Annotated in this window: 11 protein-coding genes; 3 read left to right on the plus strand and 8 right to left on the minus strand. The window is 71.8% G+C overall.

Annotated features, from left to right (window positions below):
• Positions 1 to 7 precede the first annotated feature (7 nt).
• Entirely contained in the window at positions 8 to 1,237 is a 1,230-nt protein-coding gene (locus OG904_RS15145; protein ID WP_405491174.1) for a 3-oxoacyl-[acyl-carrier-protein] synthase III C-terminal domain-containing protein, read from the minus strand.
• A 239-nt stretch (positions 1,238 to 1,476) separates the two neighbouring features.
• Here OG904_RS15145 and OG904_RS15150 point away from each other — a divergent pair, with 239 nt between their 5' ends.
• Positions 1,477 to 3,006, plus strand: coding sequence for a hypothetical protein (locus OG904_RS15150; protein WP_405491176.1), 1,530 nt, complete (start codon positions 1,477 to 1,479; stop codon positions 3,004 to 3,006).
• Positions 3,007 to 3,221: 215 nt separating this feature from the next.
• Here OG904_RS15150 and OG904_RS15155 read toward each other — a convergent pair whose 3' ends face one another.
• The 7 genes from OG904_RS15155 to OG904_RS15185 all read right to left on the minus strand — a co-directional run bounded on the left by OG904_RS15155 (position 3,222) and on the right by OG904_RS15185 (position 9,588).
• Positions 3,222 to 3,788 carry a GNAT family N-acetyltransferase gene (locus OG904_RS15155; RefSeq protein ID WP_405491178.1) on the minus strand — a complete coding sequence of 189 codons (567 nt, stop codon included), beginning with the start codon at positions 3,786 to 3,788 and terminating at the stop codon, positions 3,222 to 3,224.
• A gap of 77 nt (positions 3,789 to 3,865) precedes the next feature.
• Positions 3,866 to 4,810 carry an SMP-30/gluconolactonase/LRE family protein gene (locus tag OG904_RS15160; protein ID WP_405491180.1) on the minus strand — a complete coding sequence of 315 codons (945 nt, stop codon included), beginning with the start codon at positions 4,808 to 4,810 and terminating at the stop codon, positions 3,866 to 3,868.
• A gap of 145 nt (positions 4,811 to 4,955) precedes the next feature.
• On the minus strand, positions 4,956 to 5,591 hold the full coding sequence (gene kdpC / locus OG904_RS15165; RefSeq protein WP_405491182.1) for a potassium-transporting ATPase subunit KdpC: 636 nt from the start codon (positions 5,589 to 5,591) through the stop codon (positions 4,956 to 4,958).
• 22 nt (positions 5,592 to 5,613) lie between these two features.
• Positions 5,614 to 7,713 (minus strand): potassium-transporting ATPase subunit KdpB, encoded by a 2,100-nt coding sequence (gene kdpB / locus OG904_RS15170; protein WP_405491184.1) that lies wholly within the window; start codon positions 7,711 to 7,713, stop codon positions 5,614 to 5,616.
• On the minus strand, positions 7,710 to 9,374 hold the full coding sequence (kdpA, locus tag OG904_RS15175) for a potassium-transporting ATPase subunit KdpA (RefSeq protein WP_405491186.1): 1,665 nt from the start codon (positions 9,372 to 9,374) through the stop codon (positions 7,710 to 7,712). The genes kdpB and kdpA overlap by 4 nt, the downstream gene beginning before the upstream one ends.
• A gap of 5 nt (positions 9,375 to 9,379) precedes the next feature.
• Positions 9,380 to 9,469 (minus strand): K(+)-transporting ATPase subunit F, encoded by a 90-nt coding sequence (kdpF, locus tag OG904_RS15180; protein WP_405491188.1) that lies wholly within the window; start codon positions 9,467 to 9,469, stop codon positions 9,380 to 9,382.
• On the minus strand, positions 9,466 to 9,588 hold the full coding sequence (locus tag OG904_RS15185; RefSeq protein WP_405491190.1) for a hypothetical protein: 123 nt from the start codon (positions 9,586 to 9,588) through the stop codon (positions 9,466 to 9,468). Before OG904_RS15185 ends, kdpF begins: the two co-directional genes overlap by 4 nt.
• A gap of 293 nt (positions 9,589 to 9,881) precedes the next feature.
• On the opposite strand from OG904_RS15185, the gene OG904_RS15190 reads away from it, so the two are divergent.
• Positions 9,882 to 10,652, plus strand: a complete 771-nt coding sequence (locus OG904_RS15190; RefSeq protein WP_405491192.1) for an SDR family NAD(P)-dependent oxidoreductase — start codon at positions 9,882 to 9,884, stop codon at positions 10,650 to 10,652.
• A 68-nt stretch (positions 10,653 to 10,720) separates the two neighbouring features.
• Positions 10,721 to 12,127, plus strand: a complete 1,407-nt coding sequence (locus OG904_RS15195) for an aspartate aminotransferase family protein (RefSeq protein WP_405491194.1) — start codon at positions 10,721 to 10,723, stop codon at positions 12,125 to 12,127.
• Positions 12,128 to 12,333 lie beyond the last annotated feature (206 nt).

Consider the following 12,333-nt stretch of genomic DNA (forward strand, 5'->3'; position numbering starts at 1 on the left):
CGTGCTCCTACGCGGTGGCGGCCGCGGCCCGGGTACCGGGGGCCGTGGGGACGGCTTCGGCGGCGGCCGGGACGGGCGGCAGGGGCGTGGTGACGGTGACCTCGCCGGGGATCGCGACGCGTGCGAGGAAGGCCCCGCGTTCGGGACCGGCGCCGATGACGGAGAAGCAGACGGTGTCGCCCGCGCCGACCAGGCCGTTCACGACGTCGGTGTAGAAGAGCACCGGGGTCGCGGAGGTGACGAGGTTGCCGAGCTCGCGGGCGTGCGCGGGGGCCTTGCGCGCGTCCAGCCCGGCCAGCTCGTGGAAGTCCGCCACCAGGGCGGGCCCGGCCTGATGCGTGTAGATCCGCCGGACCTCGTCCACGAAGCCGGGGCGGTGGGCGTCCATCGTCCCCTGGTTCAGCATCATGCCGCGCGAGTAATAGCGGGCCAGTTCCGGTCCGTTGAGCCCGAATGCGGAGAGTTCGGCGGATCCGGGAAAGCCGGGCGGGTGGGCGGCGCCACCGCCGGGGTAATGGATGAGCGGATCGTTGAATCCGGGCTTGCCCCCGAATTCGAGGGAATCGCGCGAATAGAAACCGAGGCCGTCGCCGAAGCTTTCGTCCCGCTCGAACACGAGGGCCGTGGCGGCATCGGAGAACAGTGCGCCGGAACACCACAGGGTGTGCGCGAAAGGATGCTCGCCGTCCGCGCCGCTGTACTGGGAAATGATGCCGTTCTCGTCGATGCCGATGGGACTGGCGGCGTTGTACGAGATCACGAGCGCGCGCCGGGCCCCCGAGCCGGCCAGGTGTGCGGCGACGCGGGAGAGCCCGCCGCAGCCGGCGCCGAGCTGGAAGGGCGGCACGCTGTCGGGGATGCGCAGGCGGCGCAGCAGGTTGAAGGCGTCCTGGTCGAGCATGATCTCGTACGGGGTGCACGTGGCGACGAAGACCGCGTCGATGTCCGCGGGCTCGGCGCGGGCGGAGCGCAGGGCCTGGCGGGCGACGTCGACGACCGTGTCGAGGGACCCGAACCGCTCGCGGTCCCAGCTCTTCGAGGTGACCCCGAGTATGCGCTCGACATCGGCGCCGGTGATTTCCCTTCCGGCCTTCTTCCGGTGCGGAACGTGCGCGAGGCGGGCCCAGTCGTCGACGGATATGACCTCGCCGATCTGGGCGCCGACTCCGGAAATCCGGTAGGGGAACGCGTACGCGTGCGTCGCGGAGGTGGGCTGGGCCGTTTCCGAGGCAGACATGCTTCTCCGGTCCGTGGAATCCGATGGGGACGGCTCCAGCGAACACCAGAGGGTGGGCGGGGAGAAGGGAATTCGGGGGGTGCGGTGGTGAAAGCGTTGAATGCGGGTGCGTGGCCCGGTGCGGGTGCGGCCCCGTACGCGGGTGTGGGTGTGGGCGCGGCGGGGGCAGGGGCGGGGGCCCGGCCGGGTGCCGGTGCCGTCGCGGGGACGGGCCCCCGCGCGGGCTGGGGGCGGAGTCGGTGACGCCGAGACGGAACAACCCGCTGCTGGCCGGGCTGCTGGCGGAGGCCGGCTGGAACGGCGCGGAGCTGGCGCGGGGCGTCAACGCGCTCGGGACGTTGCACGGGCTGACCCTGCGGTACGACCGCACCGCCGTCGCGCACTGGCTGTCGGGAACCCGGCCGCGCGGGCCCGTACCCCAGTTGATAGCGGCGGCGCTGACGGACCGGTGCGGGCGGCTGGTGACGGTGGAGGAGGCGGGCTTCGGCGGGGGGCCGTCGGGAGCGGGCCCGGCGGCAGGGGGGTCCGCCGTGGAAGGACCGGCGGCGGGGCCGGGGGCGGCGGGGCCCGGGGCGGCGGGGCCGGTCGCAGCGGGGTCCGCGGCGGAGGGGCTGCTCCGGCTCGCCCTGCGGGCCCGCGCGGACGCGGACCCGCACACCAGGCCGCCGTTGCTGCGCAGTCCGTACCAGCCCGCCGAGGTTCCGGTGCCGGTGTGGGACGGGCCACCGGAGGGTCGTGCCGGTGCCGTGCCCGGGATCGCCGAGCTGGCCGCGCGGCGCCGTCTCAGGGTGCACGCCGAACAGCTGCGGGCCCTCGCGCAGAGCTTCTCGGGGCTCTACCTCACCCATGGCGGCGTCCACACCCGCGCGGCCCTGGCGGCCTGGCTGGCCCAGGACGCGGGGGAGTTCGCCGCCCGCCACCGCGCGGCGCGCGGTTCCCGGCGGGCCGGGAGCGGGGCCGCCGGTGCGCCGGCGGGGAGCGCGGGTACGGCCTTGCGCGGGCGGTCGGGGGACTCGGCGGTGGAAGGCGACGTGTGGCGGGGCTACGCCCAACTCGCGCACCTGCTGGGGGAGATGACCGCCGACTCCGGTTACCACGGGCTCGCGCAGGAGTACCACGGCATCGCCCTCGGGCTGGCCCGGCAGGCCGGGGACCGGCGGATGTACGCGATCACGCTCCGCGCGATGAGCGCGCACGCGGGACGGCTCGGGCAGCCCCTGCACGCGGTGCGGCTGGCCCGTACGGCCGTGGAGACGGCGCCCCCGGACGGGGAGCCCGGCACGCTGGCGTTCCTCCTGGTCCAGCGGGCGGCCGCGCACGCGCACGCGGGGGAACGGGTGGAGGCCGCCGCGGATCTGGCCGCCGCCGACCGGTTCCACGCGCGGCACGCGGTGGCGCCGCCGGCCGGGCCCTTCGACTCGTACGCCCGCGCCGACCTCGACTTCGCCCGGGCCCGGACCCACCTCGCCCTCGGCGAGTTCCCGGCCGCCGCCGAGGCCCTCGAACGGTCCCTGCGCGGCCGCGCGGCCGGCCAGCACCGGGCCACCGCACTCACGCACGCCGCGCTCGCCGAGACGCTGCTGCGCCTCGGGCACCTGACCCGGGCGTGCGAGCACTGGCGGGCCTTCCTGACGGCCGTCCCGGCGGTCCGCTCGCGCGCGGTGCGCGAGGCCCTCGGGCGGCTGCTGCGGGACCTGGCCCCGTACCGCCGGGTGCGGGAGGCGGTGGCGACCGCGGCGATGGCACGGGCGCTCGCGGAGCGGCCGTAGCCGCACGGACCGGACGAAGGAACCCCGCGGGGCTAGGCGCCCGCGGGGCTAGGCGCCCGCGGGGCTAGGCGCCCGCGGGGCTAGGCGCCCGCGGGGCTAGGCGCCCGCGGGGCTAGGCGCCCGCGGGGCTAGGCGCCCGCGGGGCTAGGCGCCCGCGGGGCTAGGCGCCCGCGGAGCTAGGAACCCCGCTGGGCTAGGGGTCCGCGGGCCGCCGTTCAGGCCGTGGCGCCGCGGCGGTAGCGGACCTCGGGCACGGAGACCCCGTCGACCTCGTAGGAGGTGAGGGCGCCGTCGGCGCGGAAACCGGCGCGCTCGTAGAAGCGCCGGGCCGGGGTGTTGCCCTCGACCACCCACAGGAGCAGTTCGGTGAAGGCGCCGCGCCGCAGCACCTCGTCCATGAGGGCCCGGCCGATGCCGGTGCCGATGAGATCGGGCCGCGCGTAGAGGGCGTACAGCTCGCCCTCGCCCTCACCCGGCAGGACCTCCCCGCCCTCCCCGCCCTGCACCGGTCCGAAGGCGGCCCACCCGACCACCGAGCCGTCGGGGGCCTCGGCCACGAGGTTGGTCGCCGTACCGGCCGGGCCGGCGGAGGCCGCGCCGTGGAAGGCCGCACGCCGTCGCCCGGCGTCCTCGGCGGGGCTGAGCCGGTCGAGGTACGACTGCGGCATCAGGCCCGCGTAGGCCTGCCGCCATCCGGCCACCCGCAGGGCGGAGACGGCGTCGATGTCGGTCCCGGTCATCTCGCGGACGGAGCACCGGGGTTCACCCGTACTGGCGTTCATGCGCGGAGTCTGCCAGGACCGTCCGCCGCCGCGCACCGGGAAATGATCCGGGCCCGGTGAGATCCGGAGGAGCCGGCCTACGCGTCCAGCCAGGGCCTGCGTCCGGGGCCGGTCGGGTGCGTGCCGGTGACGCCCATGACCACCGAGTAGAGGCTGGTCTCGGCGGTGATGAAGAGCCGGTTGCGCTTGGCCCCGCCCCAGGCGATGTTGGACACCGATTCGGGGACGCGGAGCCGTCCGAGCAGGGTGCCGTCCGGGTCGTAGCAGTGCACCCCGTCGCCCATCGCGGCCGCCCAGAGCCGCCCGCCGTCGTCGAAGCGGAGGTTGTCGAAGCGGGCGCCGCGGGTTCCGGCTTCCGCGAAGACCTTCCCGTCCGAGAGGGTGCCGTCGTCGCGCACGTCGAAGACCCGGATGACGCCGGCGCGGGTGTCGGAGACGAAGAGCTGCCGCTCGTCGGCCGAGAAGACGAGACCGTTCGGTGCCTCGAAGCAGTCGGCGACCAGCCGCACTTCGCCGGTGCCGGGATCGATGCGGTAGACGTTGTTGGAGCCGATCTCGCTCGGCGCGACGTAGCCCTCGTAGTCGCTGGTGATGCCGAAGTCCGGGTCGGAGAACCAGATCGAGCCGTCGGACCTGACCGCGGCGTCGTTCGGGCTGTTCAACCGCTTGCCCTGCCAGCGGTCGGCCAGCACCGTGACGGTGCCGTCGTGCCCGGTCCGGGTCACCCGCCGGTTGCCCTGCTCGCAGGTGACCAGCCGCCCCTGCCGGTCGAGGGTGTTGCCGTTGGTGTGCCCGGCGCCGCGCCGGAAGACGGCCACGTCCCCGGTCTCCTCGTCCCACCGCAGCATCCGGTCGTTGGGGATGTCGCTCCAGACCAGCTGCCGCCACGCGGGCACGTACACCGGCCCTTCGGCCCACCGGCAACCCGTGTACAGCACCTCCAGCCCGTCGTCCCCGTTCATGCACTTCCCGGTGCGAAAACGGTCGTCGAACATCTCGTACATCGGCTGCGCACTGGCCATGACGATCCCCCATCCCGACTGGAGCCGAAGCTCCTTCGGCTCAATAGACACACTGCAAGACCACATATGGTCTTCGCAATCAGAATCCGAACGGAGAGTTGTGGATCACACTGGTTGCGGATCGCAGTGCCTGCCGGGGGCGCCCCTACTTCCCCGTGAGGGCCCTCAGGGCCGTGTTCAGTTCCAGGACGTTCACGCGCGGCTCGCCCATGAAGCCGAGGGTGCGGCCCTGCGTGTGGGCCTTCACCAGCTTCGCGACCGCCGCCACCGGAAGGCCGTTGCGTTCCGCGACGCGGGCGGTCTGGAGCTCCGCGTACGCCGGGGAGATGTTCGGGTCCAGGCCGGAGCCGGAGGAGGTGACCGCGTCGGCCGGGATCTGCGAGGGGCGCGGGGCGTAGCCCGGGACGGTGTTGTCGAGCAGCACCTTGGCCTTGGCCTCCCGTACCGCCTTCAGCAGCTCCGGGCTGTCCGCCGCCTTGTTGGTGGCTCCGGAGACCAGCAGCTCGTACTGGGTGTTGACGGTGTTCTTGCCGAGCCCCGCCGCCGGGCGGCCCTGGAACCAGTGCGGGTCGTCCCCGTACGACTGGCCGATCAGGGAGGAGCCGACGACCTTGCCGGCCGCGTCCTTGACCTCGGAGCCGTTGGCCTCGTGCCCGAAGGCGGCCTGGGCGATGCCGGTGATGGCGAGCGGGTAGAGGACCCCGCACAGCACGGTCAGGACGAGGAGCGCGCGGAGGCCGGCGCCGAGCAGGCGGGCGGTGTTGCCTACGGAGTTGTTCATGGCGGGTTCAGCACGTTCCTAGTCAGGAGAGGCCGGGGATGAGGGAGACGAGCATGTCGATGAGCTTGATGCCGATGAACGGGGCGACCAGGCCGCCGAGTCCGTAGAGGGTGAGGTTGCGCCGCAGCATCTTGTCGGCGCTGGTGGGCCGGTACTGGACGCCCTTCAGGGCGAGGGGCACCAGGGCGATGATGACCAGCGCGTTGAAGATGACCGCGGAGAGGATCGCGGAGTCCGGCGAGGCCAGGCCCATGACGTTGAGCTTGTCGAGGCCCGGGTAGACCACGGCGAACATGGCCGGGATGATCGCGAAGTACTTGGCGACGTCGTTGGCGATGGAGAAGGTGGTCAGTGCGCCGCGGGTGATCAGCAACTGCTTGCCGATCTCGACGATTTCGATGAGCTTGGTGGGGTTGGAGTCCAGGTCCACCATGTTCCCGGCCTCTTTGGCGGCGGAGGTTCCGGTGTTCATGGCCACGCCGACGTCGGCCTGGGCGAGGGCGGGGGCGTCGTTGGTGCCGTCGCCGGTCATGGCGACGAGTTTTCCGCCCGCCTGCTCGCGCTTGATGAGGGCCATCTTGTCCTCGGGCGTCGCTTCCGCGAGGAAGTCGTCCACGCCCGCCTCTTCGGCGATGGCCTTGGCGGTGAGCGGGTTGTCGCCCGTGATCATGATGGTCTTGATGCCCATGCGCCGCAGCTCGTCGAAGCGTTCGCGCATGCCCTCCTTGACCACGTCCTTGAGGTGGATGACGCCCAGGACCCGGGCGCCCTTCTCGTCCTCCACGGCCACCAGCAGCGGCGTGCCGCCCGCGCCGGAGATCTCGTCCACCTTGGCGCCCGCGTCCGGGGCGACCGTACCGCCCTGTTCGCCGACCCACGCGACGATCGAACCGGCGGCGCCCTTGCGGACCTTGCGGCCGTCCACGTCCACGCCGGACATACGGGTCTGCGCGGTGAAGGGGATCCATTCGGCGCCCGTCAGCTCGCCCTGGTGGCGTTCGCGCAGCCCGTACTTCTCCTTCGCCAGGACCACGATCGAGCGGCCCTCGGGGGTCTCGTCGGCCAGCGAGGACAGCTGCGCGGCATCGGCCAGTTCGGCAGCCTTGGCGCCGGTCACCGGGACGAACTCGGAGGCCTGGCGGTTGCCGAGGGTGATGGTGCCGGTCTTGTCGAGGAGGAGGGTGGACACGTCGCCCGCCGCCTCCACGGCGCGGCCCGACATGGCCAGGACGTTGCGCTGGACCAGGCGGTCCATGCCCGCGATGCCGATCGCGGAGAGCAGCGCGCCGATGGTGGTCGGGATCAGGCAGACCAGCAGGGCGGTCAGCACGATCATCGACTGCTTGGCGTGCGCGTACATCGCGAAGGGCTGGAGGGTGACGACGGCCAGCAGGAAGACGATCGTGAGGGACGCCAGGAGGATGTTGAGGGCGATCTCGTTGGGGGTCTTCTGCCGGGCCGCGCCCTCGACCAGGTTGATCATGCGGTCGATGAAGGTTTCGCCGGGCTTCGTCGTGATCTTGATGACGATGCGGTCGGAGAGGACCTTCGTGCCGCCGGTGACGGCGGAGCGGTCGCCGCCGGACTCGCGGATGACGGGGGCGGATTCGCCGGTGATGGCGGATTCGTCGACGGAGGCGACGCCTTCGACGACGTCTCCGTCGCCGGGGATGATGTCCCCGGCCTCGCAGACGACGAGGTCTCCGATACGGAGCTCCGTGCCCGGGACCTGCTCTTCCACTGCGCCGTTCAGGCGGCGGGCGACGGTGTCGGTCTTGGCCTTGCGCAGGGTGTCGGCCTGGGCCTTGCCGCGGCCCTCGGCCACCGCCTCCGCGAGGTTCGCGAAGATCGTGGTCAGCCAGAGCCAGGCGGTGATCGCCCAGCCGAAGAGGCTGCCCGGATCGGAGACGGCCAGCGCGGTGGTCAGTACGGAACCGATCAGCACCACGAACATGACCGGGGACTTGACCATCACCCGGGGGTCGAGCTTGCGCACCGCGTCCGGGAAGGACTTCAGCAGCTGCTTCGGGTCGAAGATGCCGCCGCCGATCCGGGCCTTCTCGGGCTTGTGACCGGTGGGCAGGTCCCCGTGCGGGGCTCGGGTGGGGGTGACGGTGCTCATGAGGCGAGCCCTTCGGCGAGCGGGCCCAGCGCCAGCGCCGGGAAGTAGGTGAGGCCGGTGACGATGACGATCGTGCCGACGAGGAGGAAGGTGAACAGCGGCTTCTCGGTGCGCAGCGTGCCGGCGGTCGCCGGGACCGGCTGCTGTCCGGCGAGGGAGCCGGCCAGGGCCAGGACGAACGCCATCGGCAGGAAGCGGCCGAGCAGCATGGCGATGCCGGTGGTGGTGTTGAACCACTGGGTGTTGGCGTTGAGGCCGGCGAAGGCCGAGCCGTTGTTGTTGCCGGCCGAGGTGTAGGCGTAGAGGATCTCGGAGAACCCGTGCGCCCCGCCGTTGGACAGGGAGTGGACCGGGGTGGGGAGGGCCATCGCCAGCGCCGTGAAGCCGAGCACCACGGCCGGGGTGATGAGGATGTAGCAGGCGGCGAACTTGATCTCGCGGGTGCCGATCTTCTTGCCCAGGTACTCGGGGGTGCGGCCGACCATCAGGCCGGCGATGAACACCGCGATGATCGCCATGATGAGCATGCCGTAGAGGCCGGAGCCGACGCCGCCGGGCGCGATCTCGCCGAGCTGCATGCCCAGCAGCTGGATGCCGCCGCCCAGCCCGGTGTAGGAGGAGTGGGAGGAGTTGACCGCGCCGGTCGAGGTCAGGGTGGTGGCCACCGAGAAGATCGCGGAGGCGCCGATGCCGAAGCGGGTCTCCTTGCCCTCCATCGCGCCGCCCGCGGCCTGGAGCGCCGGGCCGTGGTGGCTGAATTCCGTCCACATCATCAGGGCGGTGAACCCGAGCCAGATGGTGACCATCGTGGCGAGGATCGCGTAGCCCTGGCGGACCGAGCCGACCATGCGGCCGAAGGTGCGGGTCAGCGCGAAGGGGACGAGGAGGATCAGGAAGATCTCGAAGAGGTTCGAGAAGGGGGTCGGGTTCTCGAAGGGGTGGGCGGAGTTGGCGTTGAAGTAGCCGCCGCCGTTGGTGCCCAGCTCCTTGATGGCCTCCTGCGAGGCGACCGCCCCGCCGTTCCACTGCTGGGTGCCGCCCATGAACTGGCCGACCTCGTGGATGCCCGCGAAGTTCTGGATGACCCCGCACGCGACCAGGACGATCGCGGCGATGACCGAGAGCGGCAGCAGGATCCGGACGGTGCCGCGCACCAGGTCGGCCCAGAAGTTGCCCAGTTCACCGGTGCGGGAGCGCGCGAAGCCCCGTACGAGGGCCACCGCCACGGCCATGCCCACGGCGGCGGAGACGAAGTTCTGCACCGCCAGGCCACCGGTCTGCACGAGCGGGCCCATGGACTGCTCGCCGGCGTACGACTGCCAGTTCGTGTTCGACACGAAGGAGGCGGCCGTGTTGAAGGCCTGGTCCGGCTTGATGGAGGCGAAGCCGAGCGAGCCGGGCAGGTGGCCCTGCAGGCGCTGGAGCAGGTAGAGGAAGAGGACGCTGACCGCGGAGAAGGCGAGGACGGAGCGCAGGTACGCGGGCCAGCGCATCTCCGCGTTCGGGTTGGCGCCGACCGCCTTGTAGATCCACTTCTCGGGAGCCAGGTGCTTCTTCGAGGAGTAGACGCGGGCCATGTGGTCGCCCAGGGGGCGATGGGCGAGGGCCAGGGCCGCGATGAGCGCGAGCAGCTGGAGCACCCCGGCGAGGACGGGACTCATCGGCGCTAGAACCTCTCCGGGAAGACAAGGGCGACGACGAGGTAACCCAGCAGCGCGAGGGCGACGACCAGGCCGATGACGTTTTCGGCGTTCACAGCTTGGCCACCCCCTTGGCGACGAGGACCACCAGCGTGAAGACCGCGATCGTGGTGACGACGAAGGCCAGGTCGGCCATCGTGAGCTCCCGGAAGGTTCGAGGGCGTTTTTCGGACACCTCTGAGTGGAACGCCTCTCCGAGGCCTCACAGGCTTCCTTGACGGGGCCCATACGCCCGGTGGCGCGGCTTTTACGGGTCCCTAACGCGGTGGATGCGTGGGTGCGTGCCGTTGGCTCAGGGTAAGTGGGTATGTCCTGGTATGCCCGGTGCCTCCGGCTTGGCGGGGGCGGGAAAGGGTCTCGAATTTCGAATACCGGAAATTCACTTCCGCCATGCGACATTCGCGTTATGCTCCGGCCATCCCGCACGCATCCGCGGCCCGGGAGCGGACCCCTGCCAGGAGGAGCGCCATGACCGAGCCCCGAGCCGAGAGCCGAGTCGCCCTGATCACCGGCTCCTCCTCCGGAATCGGCGCCGGCATCGCCCGCGGACTGGCCGCGGCCGGGATCCGCGTGGTCCTGAACTCGGCGCGCAGCGAGAGCGCGGGGAAGGCGCTCGCCGCCGAGCTCCCGGAGGCGGTCTACGTACGGGGCGACGTGGCCGACGCCGCCGACGCGCGGCGGATCGTACGGACGGCGATCGACGCGTACGGGCGGCTCGACATCCTGGTCAACAACGCGGGCGTCACCCGTTTCATCCCCCTGGGCGACCTGGACGCGGCCGACGCCGACGCCTGGCGCGAGATCTTCGAGGTCAACGTCGTCGGCACCTGGCAGATGATCACCGCCGCCACCCCGCACCTGCGGGAATCCGCCGCGGCGAACGGCTCCGGCGCGGCCTCGATCATCAACATCTCCTCGGTCTCCGCCACCCGCGCCCTCGGCAGCTCCGTCCCCTACGCCGTCAGCAAGGCCGCGGTCAACCACATGACCCGGCTGCTGGCCTCCCAGCTCGGCCCCGCCGTCCGGGTGAACGCGATCGCGCCCGGCCTGATCGACACCCCCTGGTACGAGGGCGAGGACCAGGTCTGGGAGAGCTCGCGCGAATGGATCACCGAGAACACCCCGCTGCACCGGGTGGGCACGCCGGACGACGTGGCCGGGGCCGCGCTCTACCTGGTGGACGCCGCCTACACGACCGGCGACGTCCTCACCGTCGACGGCGGACGGCACATCGTCTGAAACCACCAGCCGGGCCCCTCCGCCCCGACCCCAACGGATTCCACATCGTGGACAACTACCCTCGGAATATGAACGCAGAAGCCGACGCCCGCGCCGCCGCACAGGACACCTCCGCACAGGACACCTCCGCAAAGGACGTCTCAGCAAAGGCCACCGTGAAGGACGACGACCGGGGGCACGTCTTCCACTCCTGGTCCGCCCAGGAACTCATCGACCCGCTCGCCGTCGCGGGCGCCGAGGGTTCCTACTTCTGGGACTACGACGGCAACCGCTTCCTCGACTTCTCCAGCGCCCTCGTCTACACCAACATCGGCTACCAGCACCCCAAGGTCGCCGCAGCCATCGCCGAACAGGCCGGCAAGCTCTGCACCGTCGCCCCCGGCTTCGCCGTCGACGTGCGCTCCGAGGCCGCCCGGCTGATCGCCGAGCGCACCCCGGGCGACCTCGACAAGATCTTCTTCACCAACGCGGGCGCCGAGGCCGTGGAGAACGCCGTCCGCATGGCCCGGGTGCACACCGGCCGCGCCAAGGTCCTCTCCGCGTACCGCTCGTACCACGGCGCCACCTCCACCGCGATCAACCTCACCGGCGACGCGCGCCGCTTCGGCAACGACAGCGCGACCGCGGGCGTCGTGCACTTCTGGGGGCCGTTCGCCTACCGCTCGCCCTTCTATGCGGCCACCCCCGCCGAGGAGTGCGAGCGCGCCCTGCGCCACCTCGAGGACACCATCGTCTTCGAGGGCCCGCAGTCCATCGCCGCGATCATCCTGGAGACCGTCGGCGGCGCCCCGGGCGTGCTGGTGCACCCCGACGGCTACCTGGCCGGCGTCCGCGAGCTCTGCGACCGCTTCGGCATCGTCTTCATCCTCGACGAGATCATGGTCGGCTTCGGCCGCACCGGTAAGTGGTTCGCCTCCGAGCACTGGGACGTCACCCCCGACCTGATCTGCTTCGCCAAGGGCGTCACCAGCGGCTACGTCCCCCTCGGCGGAGTCGCCATCTCGGCCGAAATCGCCGGGACCTTCGCCCGCCGCCCCTACCCGGGCGGGCTGACGTACTCCGGGCACGTGCTGGCCTGCGCCGCCGCCGTCGCGACGATCAACGTCATGGAGGAGGAGGGCGTCGTCGAGCAGTCCGCCCGCACCGGCACCGAACTCCTGGGCCCGGGCCTCGCCGCCCTCGCCGAACGCCACCCGTCGGTCGGGGAGGTCCGAGGGCTCGGCACCTTCTGGGCCCTGGAACTCGTACGGGACGAGCGGACGCGCGAGCCCCTGGTCCCGTACAACGCCTCGGGCGCCGAGAACGCGCCGATGGCGGAGTTCGGGGCGGCCCTGAAGAAGGGCGGCCTGTGGCCGCTGCTCGCCGGGAACCGCATCCACGTCGCGCCGCCCTGCAACGTCTCGGCGCAGGACGTGGCAAAGGGGCTGCGGATCATCGACGAGGCCCTGTCGGTCGCCGACGCGCACACGGTCTGACCTGCGCAGATCGTGCGGTTGCCCAAGCCGTGGGTGCCTGTTCTCGGAGGATTCGCTCCCTTACGAACACCATGTGAACGTGCTGGAATCAACAGGCACCTACGGACCGGGATGCACGTCAGTCCCGGGGCGGTCCACGTGTTTCTCCACTCCACGTGACCGAACGGCGGGGGGCGGGCTGCGCGTCCGCCGGACGCCGGGCGTAC

Origin of the sequence: Streptomyces sp. NBC_00096 (assembly GCF_045041305.1) — a bacterium.
In the GTDB taxonomy this organism is placed as follows: Bacteria; Actinomycetota; Actinomycetes; order Streptomycetales; family Streptomycetaceae; genus Streptomyces.

Excerpts from the sequence above, each read along its gene's own strand:
- OG904_RS15145 (WP_405491174.1), bottom strand. The coding sequence starts at position 1,237 with ATGTCTGCCTCGGAAACGGCCCAGCCCACCTCCGCGACGCACGCGTAC.
- OG904_RS15155 (WP_405491178.1), bottom strand. The coding sequence starts at position 3,788 with ATGAACGCCAGTACGGGTGAACCCCGGTGCTCCGTCCGCGAGATGACC.
- OG904_RS15160 (WP_405491180.1), bottom strand. The coding sequence starts at position 4,810 with ATGGCCAGTGCGCAGCCGATGTACGAGATGTTCGACGACCGTTTTCGC.
- kdpC (WP_405491182.1), bottom strand. The coding sequence starts at position 5,591 with ATGAACAACTCCGTAGGCAACACCGCCCGCCTGCTCGGCGCCGGCCTC.
- kdpB (WP_405491184.1), bottom strand. The coding sequence starts at position 7,713 with ATGAGCACCGTCACCCCCACCCGAGCCCCGCACGGGGACCTGCCCACC.
- kdpA (WP_405491186.1), bottom strand. The coding sequence starts at position 9,374 with ATGAGTCCCGTCCTCGCCGGGGTGCTCCAGCTGCTCGCGCTCATCGCG.
- OG904_RS15190 (WP_405491192.1), top strand. The coding sequence starts at position 9,882 with ATGACCGAGCCCCGAGCCGAGAGCCGAGTCGCCCTGATCACCGGCTCC.
- OG904_RS15195 (WP_405491194.1), top strand. The coding sequence starts at position 10,721 with ATGAACGCAGAAGCCGACGCCCGCGCCGCCGCACAGGACACCTCCGCA.